This is a genomic window from Rudanella lutea DSM 19387, from assembly GCF_000383955.1.
Taxonomy (GTDB): domain Bacteria; phylum Bacteroidota; class Bacteroidia; order Cytophagales; family Spirosomataceae; genus Rudanella; species Rudanella lutea.
Genome location: NZ_KB913013.1, coordinates 4,377,511 through 4,393,431 on the forward strand (window position 1 = coordinate 4,377,511; position 15,921 = coordinate 4,393,431).

General features: G+C 57.5%; 15 protein-coding genes. 7 read left to right on the top strand and 8 right to left on the bottom strand.

Features of this window, described 5'->3' with window-relative positions; genetic code table 11:
• From RUDLU_RS0118155 to RUDLU_RS0118165, 3 genes are all read left to right on the top strand, one after another.
• Positions 1-849 (top strand): UbiA prenyltransferase family protein, encoded by an 849-nt coding sequence (locus RUDLU_RS0118155; protein ID WP_019989834.1) that lies wholly within the window; start codon positions 1-3, stop codon positions 847-849.
• A gap of 76 nt (positions 850-925) precedes the next feature.
• Positions 926-2,290: an Nramp family divalent metal transporter gene (locus RUDLU_RS0118160; protein ID WP_019989835.1), complete on the top strand. Its 1,365-nt coding sequence runs from the start codon at positions 926-928 to the stop codon at positions 2,288-2,290.
• A gap of 201 nt (positions 2,291-2,491) precedes the next feature.
• The gene (locus tag RUDLU_RS0118165; RefSeq protein ID WP_211220217.1) at positions 2,492-3,415 is read left to right on the top strand and encodes a hypothetical protein; all 924 of its coding nucleotides are present in this window, start codon (positions 2,492-2,494) and stop codon (positions 3,413-3,415) included.
• Positions 3,416-3,458: 43 nt separating this feature from the next.
• Here the strand turns inward: RUDLU_RS0118165 and RUDLU_RS0118170 are convergent, their stop codons facing one another.
• The 5 genes from RUDLU_RS0118170 to RUDLU_RS0118190 all read right to left on the bottom strand — a co-directional run bounded on the left by RUDLU_RS0118170 (position 3,459) and on the right by RUDLU_RS0118190 (position 7,330).
• Complete coding sequence (locus RUDLU_RS0118170) at positions 3,459-3,683, bottom strand: VF530 family protein (protein WP_019989837.1); 225 nt, start codon at positions 3,681-3,683, stop codon at positions 3,459-3,461.
• Positions 3,684-3,692: 9 nt separating this feature from the next.
• Complete coding sequence (locus tag RUDLU_RS0118175) at positions 3,693-4,490, bottom strand: DUF3298 and DUF4163 domain-containing protein (RefSeq protein WP_044130544.1); 798 nt, start codon at positions 4,488-4,490, stop codon at positions 3,693-3,695.
• Positions 4,491-4,533: 43 nt separating this feature from the next.
• Positions 4,534-5,274, bottom strand: coding sequence for a LytR/AlgR family response regulator transcription factor (locus RUDLU_RS0118180; protein ID WP_019989839.1), 741 nt, complete (start codon positions 5,272-5,274; stop codon positions 4,534-4,536).
• 83 nt (positions 5,275-5,357) lie between these two features.
• Positions 5,358-6,395: a sensor histidine kinase gene (locus RUDLU_RS0118185; protein ID WP_019989840.1), complete on the bottom strand. Its 1,038-nt coding sequence runs from the start codon at positions 6,393-6,395 to the stop codon at positions 5,358-5,360.
• Positions 6,396-6,694: 299 nt separating this feature from the next.
• Positions 6,695-7,330, bottom strand: a complete 636-nt coding sequence (locus RUDLU_RS0118190) for a histidine phosphatase family protein (RefSeq protein WP_019989841.1) — start codon at positions 7,328-7,330, stop codon at positions 6,695-6,697.
• Between the two features lie 132 nt (positions 7,331-7,462).
• On the opposite strand from RUDLU_RS0118190, the gene RUDLU_RS0118195 reads away from it, so the two are divergent.
• Positions 7,463-7,879, top strand: a complete 417-nt coding sequence (locus RUDLU_RS0118195) for a hotdog fold thioesterase (protein ID WP_027303187.1) — start codon at positions 7,463-7,465, stop codon at positions 7,877-7,879.
• On the opposite strand, the gene RUDLU_RS27720 is transcribed toward RUDLU_RS0118195, so the two are convergent.
• The 3 genes from RUDLU_RS27720 to RUDLU_RS0118210 are packed head-to-tail and all read right to left on the bottom strand — an operon-like array spanning position 7,860 to position 11,973.
• Positions 7,860-8,978: a tryptophan 7-halogenase gene (locus tag RUDLU_RS27720; protein ID WP_019989843.1), complete on the bottom strand. Its 1,119-nt coding sequence runs from the start codon at positions 8,976-8,978 to the stop codon at positions 7,860-7,862. The genes RUDLU_RS0118195 and RUDLU_RS27720 overlap by 20 nt on opposite strands.
• 2 nt (positions 8,979-8,980) lie before the next feature.
• Positions 8,981-10,918: a LodA/GoxA family CTQ-dependent oxidase gene (locus tag RUDLU_RS27725; protein ID WP_019989844.1), complete on the bottom strand. Its 1,938-nt coding sequence runs from the start codon at positions 10,916-10,918 to the stop codon at positions 8,981-8,983.
• Positions 10,919-10,944: 26 nt separating this feature from the next.
• Entirely contained in the window at positions 10,945-11,973 is a 1,029-nt protein-coding gene (locus RUDLU_RS0118210; RefSeq protein ID WP_019989845.1) for a catalase family protein, read from the bottom strand.
• A gap of 402 nt (positions 11,974-12,375) precedes the next feature.
• Between RUDLU_RS0118210 and RUDLU_RS0118215 the strand changes: the two genes are divergently transcribed.
• Genes RUDLU_RS0118215 through RUDLU_RS0118225 form a run of 3 tightly spaced genes read left to right on the top strand, consistent with a single transcriptional unit; the run spans position 12,376 to position 15,914 of the window.
• Positions 12,376-13,638, top strand: coding sequence for a chorismate-binding protein (locus RUDLU_RS0118215; protein WP_027303188.1), 1,263 nt, complete (start codon positions 12,376-12,378; stop codon positions 13,636-13,638).
• A 40-nt stretch (positions 13,639-13,678) separates the two neighbouring features.
• Positions 13,679-15,067 carry a cytochrome P450 gene (locus RUDLU_RS0118220; RefSeq protein ID WP_019989847.1) on the top strand — a complete coding sequence of 463 codons (1,389 nt, stop codon included), beginning with the start codon at positions 13,679-13,681 and terminating at the stop codon, positions 15,065-15,067.
• Positions 15,068-15,116: 49 nt separating this feature from the next.
• Positions 15,117-15,914, top strand: coding sequence for an SDR family oxidoreductase (locus RUDLU_RS0118225; protein ID WP_019989848.1), 798 nt, complete (start codon positions 15,117-15,119; stop codon positions 15,912-15,914).
• Positions 15,915-15,921: the final 7 nt, after the last annotated feature.

Below are 15,921 nucleotides of genomic sequence, written 5' to 3' on the forward strand. Positions count from 1 at the left end.
TTGAGACCACTTTATACCTTTAATTATCTGAGCCTGCCTGTGGTACTGGGGGCTGTGTTGTCGAACCGGATGGCGGCCCGGCTCTCCGACGTAGTGCCTATTCATTGGGCTACGTCCGTTGTGCTGGCGCTGGTGGTCTGGATTATCTACACCGTCGATCGTTTGCTGGATGTACGCAAAGCGAGTGGCCCGCAAACACCCCGGCATACGTTTCACCGTACGCATGCTAACCTATTGGGGCAGATAGTTGCGGGGGCAGCCCTGCTGGCGGGTATTCTGGTTTTTTTTCTGCCTAAACCGGTCTGGAAATTCGGATTGGTTCTCGGTGGTATTTGTGCCGGCTACGTGCTGGCCGTGTTTCGGTTGCCGACCCGGCACCCGGCGCTCCTGCTCAAAGAGCCGCTGGTGGCTATTCTGTTTTCGGCCGGTGTGTGGGGGAGCGTGTGGGCGCAACGAGCGTCGATTTCGGCCGTCGAGTGGACCGAAGGACTCATGTTTACGGCCATCGCGTTTCAGAATCTGCTCCTTTTCGATCTGTTCGAACAAACTGAACCGTACACGGGTGCCCGGCCCTATTCTCTCGCTACGGCCTGGGGGTCGATGGCCTGCGACCAAATTCTGCGCTGGCTCACGTTTGGCGTGGTGGCGGCTGCGTTTGGTATATGCCTCATGGCCGACAACGGCAGCGTAGGGGGCGGTTTGCGGTTTGCGCAACGGTCGGCCCTGATGCTGGGGATCATGAGCGTGGTGCTGTACGTGATCCAACGGTATCCGGGCTATTACAGCAAACACGAGCGCTACCGCTGGCTTGGCGATGCCGTGTTCTGGTTGCCCGCTCTGGTGCTTTAGGCGAGCGCCTGTAAATCGGGCCCCGATCTGATTATGTCACGGCGAGTTTAGGCTTTACGGGTAAACGCCTACTCCCTTGATCGCAACTCCGCCCTCCGACCTGTACACCCTCACGCCCGAACGTGTGCGGGATGCCCCCCCTACGTTTCTGAAAAGCCTTCGTCACCTCGGCCCCGGCTTCATCATGTCGGCCGCTATTGTGGGCTCGGGCGAACTGATTGCCACCACGGCGCTGGGGGCAAAAGCCGGTTTTATCACATTTTGGGTGATTCTGGTGAGCTGCTTTGTGAAGGTGGCCTTACAGCTTGAGTTTGGCAAAAACGCCATTTACACCGGCGTGCCCACCATGCAGTCGATGAATCGGTTGCCCGGCCCACGGTTGGGGCAGGCCAACTGGACTATCTGGCTCTGGCTGAGTTTACAAACGCTCAAGGTATTGCAGGTGGGCGGTATTGTCGGGGGCGTGGCACTGGTGCTGCACATGGCGTGGCCGGGGCTGCCAGTCTGGTCATGGGCGGTGATTTCGGCGGGGTCGGCGGCCGGGCTTATTGCCACCGGTCGCTACGGCTGGGTTGAGTCGGGTTCGCTCGTAATGATTCTGCTGTTTACCAGTCTAATTCTGTTGTCGTTGTTTTTGCTCCAGCAAACGGCTTTCGCCATCAGCGGAGCCGATCTGGCCAGTGGATTGTCGTTTTCGCTACCGCCCGAAACGGTGGGCGTAGCCCTGGCGGCTTTCGGGATTACGGGCGTCGGGGGCGACGAAATCATGTACTACAATTACTGGTGTATCGAAAAAGGGTACGCGGCTTATACCGGCCCCCGCGACGACTCGGCGGAGTGGACCGAGCGGGCCCGTGGCTGGATTCGGGTCATGACCTTCGACGCCCTTTGCTCCATGGTCGTGTACACTACCGTAACGGCTGCGTTTTACCTGTTGGGGGCCTCGTTGCTGCACGCGCAGGAGGGGCAAGTGCCCGAAGGCTACGCCATGGTCGAGACGTTGTCGCGGTTGTTTACGGCCACCCTCGGCGATGGGGCGCGGGTAGCGTTTATGGTGGGGGCTTTCTTTGTTCTGTATTCGACTCTTTTCACGGCTACGGCCAGTTGGTCGCGGATCTTTGCCGATGCGTTTGGCGAACTGGGCTGGCTGAACTTTACTAACCCACAGGCCCGCACCCGCGCCGTGGCGCAGTTGTCGTGGGCGTTCCCGGCGCTGTGGTGTGTGTTGTACCTGTTTATCAAACTGCCTGTGCTGATGATTCTGCTGGGTGGTGTTGCTACCTCGGTGCTGTTGCTGGTGGTTGTTTGGGCGGCCCTTCAGTTTCGGTATCGGCAATTGCCGCCGAGTTTGCAGCCCTCGCGGGCCTACGATCTCTGGCTCTGGCTCAGCGTATTGGCTATTCTGGGGGTTAGTGTCTACGGGGTATGGCAAGTACTATGAACGGAGTCGAAATAAAATGGGTAATGCATAATGTAGAATAAATAAATAATAGACTGATAATCAAATAAATAAGTCGTTGTCCATTGTGCATTTTTCATTCTGCATTCAGGTATGAATACTAAATATGTCTTCCGAAGAATCTGCTTGTGCTTCCTGTTGGTCTGGTCGACGGTTGGCTTTGGTCAGATACCGAATTTGAAGGTGTCTGTCGTAGCGCAACCACCCACTGCCAACGTCGTGGCTTCGTATGACGGTTACGATACCGGGGGCAATACATCCGTCGCGTTCGATGGGGAGAATAGCTACAAATGGTCGGGAACATCGCCGTACAAGGCAGAGCCGTGGGGATATTTTACGCCCGATGGCCGTGAAATACCCTACATCAAACGGGATCGGGATCTGGGGCAGACGTTTACGTATGCTGGGCCCGTGGCCCGACAGTTGACCGCCATCACGGTGTCGACCGGATACGGAACCAACGTGGTTCGTGCAGGCATGTATGGCCGAGGCATATCGCTGCAACTGTTTGAAGTGACCGGCGAACCCATACGGCACACCAACGGCTCCGAAGGGGCAACGAACGCGTTTCACGGGTTTCCGCACAATCGGCCCGCCTTGCCCATCCCTGCCGAACGAGACGACTATCTGGTGGGCGAGGAGTACCGGTCGCTGGGGGTGTTTTCGGGGGCTGTTTTCCCGGATAAAGTGGCCTTTGGCTTTGCCTCGGCCGACGTGCCTGTCCCGCCCGATCATCCCAGCCTGAAAGGTCGGTATTTGCGCTTTGTGTTTGCCGATGCCAAACCGATCTGGCTACAGCCGGGTAAACGCTATGCGTTTCTGGTAATGCTCGACCAGATGGGGCTCGATTGTGGCTTTACCTTAGCCAATCACTACACGGGGAAGTATGCAGCGGGTCATGCTATCCGGCGCGATGGTAACGGTCTGTTCCCGCCCGTCTCCGCCGATCCCCGTCAGGATTTTACGCACCCTGCCAATGCCCAGGCGCTCGCGTCGGCTCATTTTCCAGCCGATTTTAGCCAACGAGTTCAGATTCTGCCCGGTACCAATGGCTACCCGGATGTAGATACCTGGCGCGACCTTCTGTTTTACGTAGAAGCCCGGTAGCCAATTGGGCCTTTAAGGCCGTTGGTAAATAAAGTTGGGGCAACTACCGGCGTCGGAGCATCCGAACGTACAGGTCTTCAACTTTTTGCCGGGCCCAGGGCGTTTTACGCAGAAACGTAAGGCTCGATTTAATGCTGGGGTTGCTCTGAAAGCAGTTGATCCGAATGCGGTCGCCGAGTTCATCCCAGCCGTAATAGTCGACCAGCTCGTTCAGAATTGCTTCGAGAGTTTTGCCGTGCAGAGGGTTGTTGGGCTGTTGGGGCGTCATGGGCGTACACTACTTTTCTTTCCGCAAAAGCGCTTTCAGCTGAGCGTAAGGCACCGTCAGCTCAATAGGTCCGACTGCGTAAGCCGCAATTTCGTAGGGATTGTACAGAAAAATGAGCCCTTCGCGGCCTATGCCGAACGTACCGGGCAGAAAGAACTGCCCATCGCGCAGGAAGTAGCCAGCGGCTTCGAGGTCCCCATTGGCCGGAATCTCCTGTTGTCGCCGAAACGCCCGTTCGACCAGCGGGAGCAAGGCTGTTGTGTCCGACACCACTTCGGTCAGCTTGAGGGCATGGCCGGTGCGCCGGTCAAAACTTTGCAGTGTCGTTTGGGTATTGGGGTGGGCACCGCCTGAGTAGGTAAACGTGGCCTGCCGAACGGTCAGAATTTCGGGGCTGCTGTAGATCGAATCACAGTGAATTTCCAGTTCCCAGCAGCCGCCAAACATACGGCCTTCTTCGCCCATTTGCCGGTAGCTCTCCCAGAATAGGGCGGCCCCTTTGCCCAGATCGGTACGGGCAGCGGGTGTCTGCGCCAATGCCGTACTATCGACCCAGTTGATGATGCCCGTAGCCACCATCGCCCGCAGAGAGTCGTTGATGCTTCGGGTGGCGGGCGACGTACCCACCAGTTCGAAATACTCTGCCGATACCTTTACCCCCCGGTTCTTAGCCGTGTCGCACCGGCCCTCGCCGGTGTATTCGTAGGTAATAGGTTTGAGTGTAGTTGTCGACCCATCGTCCGATTGGTTGCAGCACCAAAGGGTTGTTAGCAGGCCAAAAAAGAAACCGAAAATAGGGATGCGCATGGACAGAAGCACCGGCGCGGCCAAACCGACCGCGCCAGCGTTCTTACAAACTTAGTAAATCCTTGAATCGAATAGCCTGTCGGCGGCTGATTTCAATTTTGTCGCCCCCCCGCAGGGTCACCAGCAAGCCCCCGCTAAACCAGGGTTCGATTTTCTCGATCCAGTTGAGGTTGATGATGTGCTTGCGGTTAGCGCGGAAGAACGTAGCCGCATCGAGTCGGTCTTCGAGGGCATTCAACGACTTGAGTACGAGGGGTTTCTGATCGTCGAAGTAAAGCCGGACATAGTTGCCCATCGACTCAAAAAGCCGCACTTTGCCCAGTTTAACGAACCAGCATTTCTCGCCGTCTTTCACAAACACCTGATCGTTTTCGCCCAGAATTTTTGTGCCGGGCTCCGAACTTGGGCGCGGGGCCTCGGTTGGGTGACTCTGCAATTCTTCTTCAACCCGGTGAATAGCCTCCGTAAGCCGGTTCAGCTCGATGGGTTTGAGCAGGTAGTCGAGCGCGTTGAACTCAAACGCTTTGATAGCGTACTCGTCGTAGGCCGTTGTAAACACCACATCGGGGGCTTTGCCTTCGATAGCCTGTAGCAGCTCGAAGCCATTTTTGCCCGGCATCTGGATATCCAGAAACAATAGGTCGGGCTGAAGATCCTCGATCAGGGGCAGGGCTTCGTCGGCATTGGCCGCTTCACCCACAATGTCAATTTTGGGGAAGTTCTCAAGCAGTCGGCGCAACTCATTCCGCGCTAAACGTTCGTCATCAACAATCAGGGTTCGCATGGTTGGTATTTGTCAGATAATCAAGTTCAGATTCAGGCCGTTGTCATAGGGTACGACAACAACTTACCGGGTCGCACCGGGTTTCAGGCGGCCTGAGAGGTTATGTTTTTGGTGTCATTCTTGCGGAAAATGGTGTCTGACTGGCTGGGAATGACAATCTCAGCGCAAACAACATCTTCTTTTTCCTGCACGATATGGAAGCTGGCGGGTGAGCCATACAGCAGGTCGAGCCGCTGGGCGGTATTTTTCAGACCGAAGCCGTCCGAAGCTTCTTTGTCGCCCAGAACCCCCGTGTTGCGGATACGGATGTGCAGTAGGTCGTGGTCTTTGGCATCGGCTTCGAGCCAGGAGGTAACTTCTACAAAACCACCGCCCACGGCCTTCTGAACCCCGTGTTTAATGGCGTTTTCGACCAGGGTCTGGAGCATCATGGGGGGCACCTGCCAATACAGTGTCCGCATATCGAGGTCGATATGGGCGTTGAGCCGGTCTTCGTACCGAATTTTCTCCAGCGCCAGATAATCCTCTACGGTCTTGATTTCTTCGCGAAGTTCGACGGTTTTACGCCGGTCGGCCAGGAGGGAGTTGCGCAAAATGTTGGATAGCTGCGTGATACCCTGCTGCGCCTTCGTGGGGTCTTCGTACACCAGCGCCCGAATGCTGTTGAGGGCGTTGAAGATAAAGTGCGGGTTCATTTGCGAACGCAGCACTTTGGCTTCGGTTTCGCGGATGCTTGTTTTAAGGAGCAGCTTTTCGATCTCGGCATCGCGGGTTCGCTCCACGTAGTGATAGGCTGTGTAACTCAGCACCCACGCAAACATGGTTTTGCCCCAGCTCATGAGGTAGCCGAACAAAACAACCGGCTCATTAATAAAGAGTTCGGGGTAAAGCGTGCGGTCGAAAGGTAGATTCACAAACGTCATGATACTCGCCAGTACCAGCACTGACAGGAGTACGCGGGGGGCGAGCCGGAAAAACGGTAGGCGAACCCAGTTCCAGCGCCGGATCACATGCCGGTAGGCGTGTGTCAGCGAAATGCCCAGTACGATGTTAGCCAACGCCAGATAGATCGTATCTGGGTTGTAGCCATCATCCAGCCAAAAGGCCAGCCACTCGATCATGATGACGAGTGTCCAGCCAAATATCTGGCAAAACCAATATATCTTATGTTTCGGATAACCCATCTCAGTATGTCCCTTTTTCGGGTGTGTCCCTTTAAGGGTCAATAAGCGAAGATAGGACATCTACGCAAAAACCCCGGCAGAAAAGGACGAAAGGGAGGAAACGGGGAAGAAAGGAGAAAAGGAAGGAAGGGAGGGAAGGAGGGAAGAAGGGAAAAAAGGAGAAGGGACAAAGAAATGAGCGTGCTATAAGTTACTCATTTTCTTTGTCCCTTCTCCCTTTCCTCCTTTCTCCTTTTCTACGCCATGACCAACGAAATAAGGTGGGCGGTGTTATTGGCCAGTTCGATGGTAAACTGCCCGGTTTCGTAATCGTAGTCCAGTTTGTACAGGCAGAGGTTGCTGTGCTCGTAATTGTCCATTTGCGAAAGGGGCTCGTTCATGAGCCAGGAGAGCAGAATCCGCATGGCCCGCCCGTGCATGGCGATCAGAACCGGATTTTCGTCCCGGCGCGACAGAATCAGATCAATTACGGGCTTCTGCCGGTCCCGAACCTGCTCCGGGCTTTCGCCCCCTTCGGTTGAGCGGGCTGTGTTGCCCGACGACCAGCTCTCGGTCAGGTCGCGGTAGTATTCATCGTCAACGTTGCCCGGCACTTTGCCTTCCATAATGCCCCAGCTGATCTCGTTGAGGCCCGTGTGTCGTTCGTACGGAATGCCAAGATCAATAAACGGCTGGGCGGTCTGAAGCGTCCGTTTCAGGGCCGATATGTACACTTTGCTGAACGGAACATGCTGGTAAGCCGCGAAAAAGGCTTGTGCCTGTGCGCGGCCCATATCATTCAAATCGGCGTCGACCCCGCTGCCTTGTACTACTCCCCGACGGTTGTAGTCCGTTTCGCCGTGCCGAATTATATAAATACTTTTATGTCCCAAGCGCCCGTCAGTAGTTTATGGCTTATGGTTTTGGGGGCGGTCGTACCCTGCTGAAACGTGGGCAATGACGTGTCCAAAACCATAAACTCTATGGTCAAATCGGGTGCAAAATTACACAAAACCAATCGCATTATGAAAGCTGGATTTGATCTGAGTTCGTTGCAGTTCGCCCACACCGATTCCATGGTCAAACATCTTGGTATTGAGTTTACAGAGGCTGGTGAGGGCTACCTCGAAGCCCGTATGCCCGTGGATGGTCGCACGCATCAGCCCTTCGGGATTCTGCACGGCGGGGCCTCGGTAGTACTGGCCGAATCGCTCGGGAGTACGGCCTCGTTTATGCTGCTCGACGACCCCGCCAAACAACGGGCTGTCGGGCTGGAGATCAACGCCAACCACCTGCGGGCCGTGCGCGATGGGTGGGTGTACGGCCGGTGTACGCCTATTCACCTGGGCCGTACCACACACGTTTGGGACATTCGTATCCGCGATGAGCAAGGGCGCTCGGTTTGCGTGAGCCGCCTTACGGTTATGATTGTAGGTGGTTGATAACTGCGGAATCAGCGTTGAGCCGTGCCTGCCAGAAAGGGGCCGATGGCCAACGCTGTTCCTGCCGGTAATACATGGTTTGGTTGGTCAGAAAGGCCTCGTACAGGTGGTGGAGGGCGCGCGCATACGATGGAAGGGCGTCTGCGCCGGCTCGCTCGCTTAATATGGCTTTGGCTCCCAGAATACCCGTGTAGAGGGCGCTCAGGACCCCTTGTGCCGACAACGGATCGAACCGAAGGGCGGCATCGCCCACGGCCAGCCAACCCGACCCAGTAGCCTGGGCCAGCCGGCCGCTCCGGGCATCGGCGGCTACGGGTGGCCCCTGAAGTTGATACCCGTATCGGTGGAGCCGCTCGGCTATGTGGGTAGTTTGCCGAACCAGCGTGCTGAACCCGGCTGGTGTTTTAGCCAGCTTACTGGCCGGGAGGTGACCGTCGGTGAAAAACGAAACCACGCGCTTTCCGGTAGGCAGCAGGGCCGTATGAAACCACCCGTCGGCCACCGACTCAATCAGAGTAGTACCCTCTTCGTCGGGTGGGGTGCCGTTGGCAATCGTAAACCAACCCATAAATGCAACCTGCCGGTCGTGGTGCTCAATCGGAATGCCCAACGCCCGGCCTACCAACGCCCGGCGCCCACTCGCGTCGATCAGGAAGCGGGCGGTCAGGGGGCTTTGGGCGGGGTCGTCGGGCATAACGAGCCAACCGGTCTGCTGCCGGGCAATTTTCGTGATCCGTGTCGGCAGCAAGGTGGCACCAGCCTGCCGGGCCACTTGTCGTAAACAGTCGTCGAACCGGGGCCGGTCGAGGTGCCAGCCATTGCCGAAGGGCGAGTGAATAAACGACCGATCGGCCAGGTGGCTGCTGCCCCAGGCCGATGTGTTGCCATAACAAACCCGGTGCGCGTCGGCCTGAAAAGCCGCCCACGCCCCGAGTTCGACCAGCATGGGTTTTGCCGAAGGGGCGAGGCTCTCCCCTCCGGCAAATAATGGTCCGCCTGGGTCGTACACCAGCCCAACCGACAGGCCCGCCCGGCTGAGCAGGCTCGCCGACGCGGCTCCGGCGGGGCCACCACCCACAATCAGTACATCGTACAGCATGGCTATCTCCGCCGGGCGGCCCGACCTACCCGACCTACGTACAACCCCTGATCGTCGGGAATTTGGGTGGCTTCGTCGGCCAGGTTTTTCCGGATTGCGTCTATGTGATCGGCCATGAGTACCCCCGCATCGGGTGTTTCGCCCGGCGCAAACGGGGGCGACTCCACGTACATCGCAGGCGGAAAATCAGGATCGTCGGGCAGGCCCGGTTGGTGGCCAATCACGCCCAGATCGCCGAACTTGTCGACCATATTGACCAGCGCATCGAGGTAACCAGGGCCGAGAATCCGGTACCAGCTGGCCCGACGATTGAACGCGTCGAGCCGCTCTGATCGGTCGCGGGCTGTGTCCATGACCACGTCGTAATCAGCCTGTTTCAGAACCGTGTTGGGTACGCGGGCGGGCCAGAACGTCGGCACCAGCGGATCGTACTGCGATTCGTACCCGGCCCGGCAGCTGGCGGTGTCGCTCTGCCAGGGGCAGGCCATCCAGCGGGTCAGGTCGCCGGGGCCGTTCCAGAAAATACCGGGTGGCGTGGTGAATACATCGCTCAACAAATCGGGCGAGAGCAGCGGGCCGTAGTCGGGCTCGGGGTAGTTGGCCGGCCGCCGACGAATCCGAAACGGGCCACTGTACATGCCTACCTGTCGCATGGGCCAGGTCATTTCGCAACCGGGGTGGAACGGGCCACCGAGGCAGTACCAAAGTGCGGCTTTGGTCAGGGTGTCGGCTTGTTGCTGCGGAGTACTGACGTCCGCCAGGGATTGGGGGGGCTGGTAATTCGGGTCCCAGTCGGGCGTAAAGTTTCCGTTTACCCAACTGGTCAGGTAGCCATACAGGGTTTTGGTGAGCGTGAAGTAGGCATTGGGTGTCGAGGCTGGCACGTTCATATTGTCACCGTACATCCAGGGCCACCGCTGAGGCTCAATCTGAGTTGATTTGGGCGAGCGGAAGTAATTGAAAATCTGTCGGCGGTACTCCCGGTAATCGTCGGTTACGTTGCCATCGGCATCCGTCGTGATCGTCGATAGTTTGTGCAGCAGGCCGGGCTGGGTGAAATCGTAGGCCTGTCCGTGTCCGTAGGCCACAAAAAAGCCCTGATTAACCCACTGATTTTGGCTGAATTGATCCAGAATGGGCAGAATATCGTGCTGAAACGAGGGACGCGTGGTTGTGGGCGTGTTGAAATACCCGCTGATGGCGTCGGCCACCACATCGTACATGGTCTGCACCGAGATAATGTCAGGTGCGTAATTGGGCGGTCCGCACACAACCCAGGCCCCTTCAACGGGTAGGTTCTGGCCCTCATACGTCACCATGGCGTCCACCGGACCGTCGGAGGTGTCGTCGTGCCAGCCGTTGTTGTTGGCAAAGGTCGTAGGGGTGTTGCCGGGGTAGGGCGTGTTCGATACGCCATGCCCGCCCAGGAACAGCAAGTGGCCCGTTTCGTCGGTGCGTAGCTCGCCCAGATACACCGATTCACCCAAAAACTGCCCTTTGTCAAACGCATATTGCGGGCCGCTTTCGTTGGTGCCGGTGATCGACACGGGCCCCGGATCAATAATCAGCTGCTGCCGGTCGCTGCCCTGAAAATTGGCGTTACGAAGCGGTACGGGCTTGGCCTGCGGAATATCCATAGCCACGTCGAACTCGTACCAGGCTGCTTTTTTATTGGCCACATGGGCCGTCCAGGTGATGGAGGCATTCGACGCGTTCAGCTCCTGCACCACCTGCCCCTGCGCGTTGAGGCCAAATACCCGAAACCGGGCGGCCTGCCGTTTGAGTGCTCCACGCCGGTCTTTGTAGAAGGCTGCGGGCTGCCGGGCGGGGGCCAGTACCTCGGGGCCAATGAAATACGAATCGGGGCTGTTGCCTACGCGGGCAACGCCAATGGCGGGGTAGATAGCCGCCCGCACAATTGTCTGGTCAATAGAAGACATCGTTACGTGTTGGTTTAGGAAAGAGTTTACTTCGAAGCCGGTTGCGGAATCACGTTGGACGGCGGATGGGGTGGCCGGTTGACCGTAGGTTCGCCAACGGGTACGCCGTTGAGGTAGCGCCGGAGTTCGGCCGAGGCCTGATACACCACCTTTCGAACCTCGTTGAGACTACCCACTGGGGCGTGTTCGGGCAGGGCGTGCCATGAATTAAACGCCAGGTTTTCGCCGAAAGCCGCCTGACCGGGGGCGTCGATGTCCTGTACCGGCAGCGTGATGGTAGCGACCGGAACCGGGGGCGACTCCTGCTCGCTCCAGGCCACAGTGGCATCGTCGAGGGGCATGGTGGCCGGGTTGCGCCGAAACTGCACCGAAAACGTCAGCGTGACAGGCTGCTCCAGCAATCGGCCACGCAGGCGGTCATGGAGGTAGTTGGGGTTGTTGGTCGGTACGTCGCCCGGCTGGTCGGCAACCGAAGCCGTTACCTTGTATTTCACGTATTCGCCTTCGCCAAAAGCATAAGGAAGACAACTCCAGTAGGGCGTGGCCAGCACATCGGGAAACGACTTGTCCATCTCGTTCAGGATCGCCTGCGTAACCGGGTGCGAATTCAGGTAGGTATCGTAATTGTGCCCCACCACCCCAGCTTGGGTGAACGCGCACATTTCAGTCGCGTTTGGCACAAAAAACCGGTCGATGAACTGGAGGGTAAAATCCTGTGTGGTGGCGTCTTCTTCGCCGGGGAGCAACTTGCGGCCGGGCACATCAATTAGCTTGATCGACAGGCCCAGCGTAGTACCCTGATCGGGCAGTAGGGGTAGAGTATCGGACGAAAACCGCACCCAGCACGCAAATGAGGGGTAGCTGAAAACCCCGATTTTGAGCGTATCGGGCAAGTCGGGGTTAACGGTAAATGTGCCGTATGCAACGCCGTGCGGGCGCAAAAAAACCGCCCGTCGGACGGGTTGCTGGCCCGCCAGAATCCGCGGGCCCATTGTCTTGTCGACGAACATCTGTTTAAGCGACCCGATGGGGTCGGCTGAGCAATCGATAGCCATAGAGGTATTGGTTTTGAGGAAAGAGAAAAGCAGACGCGATCCGAACGGGTCCAGGATACCCCTGGTCAGGGGTAGGAATACACGATCAGTCGGCAGGTATTACGAATCCGGACGAAGTAGATGATAAAACGCATGGGGGTAAGGTCTTAATTGTGAATGGCTTGCGGTAGAATTCGGATCAATATATGTGATGCTGTAGATGGCCGACGGGCTTTTCTGACAGATGGTATCTTTTTCATTGATTTAGGGGCTCCGCGTCAATTATTTGTACCGAATTGGGATAGAACTGCACCCAACGCATTGATTTTGCCCGTGCCGTGACTTTTTCGGTGCACAAACTGTTATCCTCTTAACCGGCTGACTCTGTTGGTCGTCGGTCCGTTGATTATGCAAGTAGAGGCAATGGATATTCGGCCAGACTTCGCGCAGCCCACCGCGACAGCCTGGTGGGAGGTAGCCCGGCAGGCTGGTTATCCGGCTGCGCTGTGGCGGCTACCCAATCAGACCGAAAAACACCTGATCGTTCACCTCGACCCGACGCCCGCTATGGTGTCGGTCGATCTGGAAGAACTACCCGCCGGGTTTGTAATGAGCCCGTTCAACAATTTTGACTATGGCACCGGTGCGCCGTTTGAGGCTCCGTTCCTGCGCGCTGACCTGCACGTGAAGCAGGCGGGTCGTGGCTGGGAACTCGCCGGGCCCGTAACCTCGCGCCGGGCCGAAGAACTCATCGGGCAGGTGCAGGCCTACCGACCAACCGGCCGCCCCGTAGCCCAGATGGTCGACGACTCGGCGGCCGACCAAATCAACAGCGTAGCCCAACAGCGTTTCGAGCAGAGTGTAGAAGAGGCTGTCTCGGCGATGCAGCAGGGCGTATTCCGGAAAGTGGTGCTATCGCGTACCAAATCGGTCTGGTTCAACGAAGAGCCCGATGCCGTGGCCCTGTTCGACCAACTGTGCGTAGCCTACCCAACCGCATTTGTTGCGGCTGTATGGCTCCCCGACCGGCGGCAGGTCTGGATCAGTGCCAGCCCCGAACGGCTGGTAAGCGTGGATGCGGCCGGTATATTTCGTACCATTTCACTGGCCGGCACTCAGTCAGCCTACGATGCCGGGGGGCGGCTTAAGCGCACTTCGGAGGCTCTGTGGGCACAGAAAGAAATTGAGGAGCAGGCCCTGGTGAGCCGCTACATCATTGAGTGCTTTAAGAAAATCCGTTTGCGGGAGTACCTCGAAGAAGGTCCCAAGACCATTCTGGCGGGGAATCTGATGCACCTGGGCAGCCATTTTACGGTAGACACGCAGGCCGTGCGCTACGGGCAACTGGGCACCGTGATGATCCGGCTGTTGCACCCAACCTCGGCTGTGTGCGGGATGCCGCGCACAGCCGCGTTCAACTTCATCAACGAACACGAGGGCTACGACCGTGAATTTTACAGTGGTTTTCTGGGGCCGGTCAACATGACGCCCGATGGCGCCACCGAGGGTACCGAAAGCAATCTGTTCGTGCATATTCGGTGCATGAAGGTAGAAGGCAGCCAGGCAACCCTATTTGCCGGTGCTGGCCTGACCGAAGACTCCGACCCGCAAAAAGAGTGGAAAGAGACCGAGATGAAATGCCAGACATTGCTCTCGGTGATGAAGAGCCTGAATGCCGGACAGTAGCCGGATCGCCCTATCTTTACGGAACCTCTCTCCGATAGTCATGGTAGCATCCGAAACCTCCACACCCGTACACCCGGGTTGGCCCGTGGTGGGCAACACCCTTGAGTTTGCCCGCAATCCGCTGGCGATGTTTTCCCGGCTCTCGCAGCAATACGAGCGGGTGGTGCGTATTGCCATTGGCGGCCGAAAGCAGTTTGTGGCGCTCCGCCCCGAAGATGTGAAGTACGTGTTTCAGGAAAACAACCGGAACTACGTGCGGTCGCCTGCCTTTCTGATACTCAAACGGTTTCTGGGCGAAGGCCTGCTCACGAGTGATGGCGATTTCTGGCGTCGGCAACGGCGACTGGCCCAACCTGCGTTTCACCGGCAGAAATTGGCCATGCTGGCCCAAACGATGGTAGAGGAGGCCGTGGGTTGGGTGGATGAGTTGAGGGTGGGTGTAGAGGCTAATCCCGGTGGGCCGGTCAATGTGTCGCAGTCACTCATGGACGTGACCATGCGGATTGTGTGCAAAACGCTGTTTGGCACGGAGTACACAACTGTATCGGGCACGGGCCGAACCGAGGGGCTTTCGCACTCGCTCGAAACGCTCAATTACCTGGCTAATCAGATGCTGCTGACGCCTGTTAAGGTGCCGCGTTCGTGGCCCACGCCCAACAATGTCCGGTTCAGGAAGGCAAGCGCGCTGGTCGATACCCTGATTTACGGGTTTATTGCCACCCGACGCCAAACGGGCGAGTCGCGCGATGACCTGCTCGATATGCTGCTCCATGCCGTCGATGAAGAAACCGGGGCCGTAATGTCGGATACGCAACTGCGCGACGAGTGCGTGACCCTGTTCACGGCCGGGCACGAAACAACGGCCGTATCAATGGCCTGGACACTCTCTCTGCTGGCTACGCACCCCGACATACAGGCCCGTGTGCAGACCGAAATTCGGGAGAAACTCGGTACCGACCGGGTGCCAGGTGCCGATGCCTTCCGGTCGCTGACGTACACGCTGCAGGTTATTCAGGAATCGCTGCGGTTGTACCCACCGGCCTGGGCTATGAGCCGTATGGCCGTTACCGACGATCAGCTCGGCCCGCATCGGGTTCCGGCGGGCGCTACGGTGCTGGTATCGCCCTACGTGTTGCACCGCGACCCACGCCATTGGGACAACCCCGACCGGTTCGATCCTGACCGGTTTGCGGCCGGACGCGAAAAAGAGCGGCATCCGTACGCGTACCTGCCGTTTGGGGGCGGTCCCCGGCTTTGCATTGGTAATCAGTTTGCCCTGATGGAGATGCAGATTCTGCTCGGGCTGTTACTTCGCGACTTTACACTGCAACGTCCCGAAACCCCACCGGTTCCGCAGCCACTTATTACGTTACGCCCCAAAAAACCGCTGCATCTGGTGATGCAACGGAACACCAACTGGTTCTCCTGAACAATCGGGCCTGTTCGCTGGTAAAGTAAGTGCACACATAATCAGCGTTATGGCACAAGAAAAAGAACTGGAAGGCCGGGTAGCCGTAATTACGGGTGCCGGATCGGGGATTGGTAAAGCGGCCGCCCTACGACTGGCCCGCGAAGGGGCAAAGGTGGTGGCCGTGAGTCGTTCGGACGACGAAATAAAACAGACTGTTGCCGAAATCGAACAGGCGGGGGGTGAGGCCATCGCCGTTGCCGCCGATATTTCGAAAGAACCCGATATGAAGGCGTTGTACGAGCAGGTTGAAAAAAGCTACGGCCGACTCGACATTGTGTTTGCCAACGCGGGCATTAACGGAGTTTGGGCCCCGCTCGACGAAATTGAACTCGACGAATGGCAGAAAACAATTGATATTAACCTGACCGGTACGTTTCTGACGGTCAAGCACGCCTTGCGGCTTCTCAAGCAGGCTGGCAAAGGCTCCATCATCGTCACGGCATCGGTCAACGGAACGCGTATTTTTACGAATACGGGTGCCACAGCCTACTCGTCAACCAAGGCCGCGCAGGTGGCCTTCACCCAGATGATCGCCCTCGAACTGGCCAAGCACAAGATTCGGGTCAATGTAGTTTGTCCGGGGGCTATCGAGACTAATATTGAAGAGAATACCGAACACCGCGATCTCGAACGGGTAAAAGAGCCCGCCGAGTTTCCGGAGGGTAAAATCCCCCTAACCGATGGCAAGCCGGGTACGAGCGAGCAAGTTGCCGATTTAGTCTTGTTTCTGGCCTCCGACCGGGCGAGTCATATTACGGGTACACCCATCTGGATCGACGGAGCCGAATCGCTGTTATTGGGTTAAAATACGT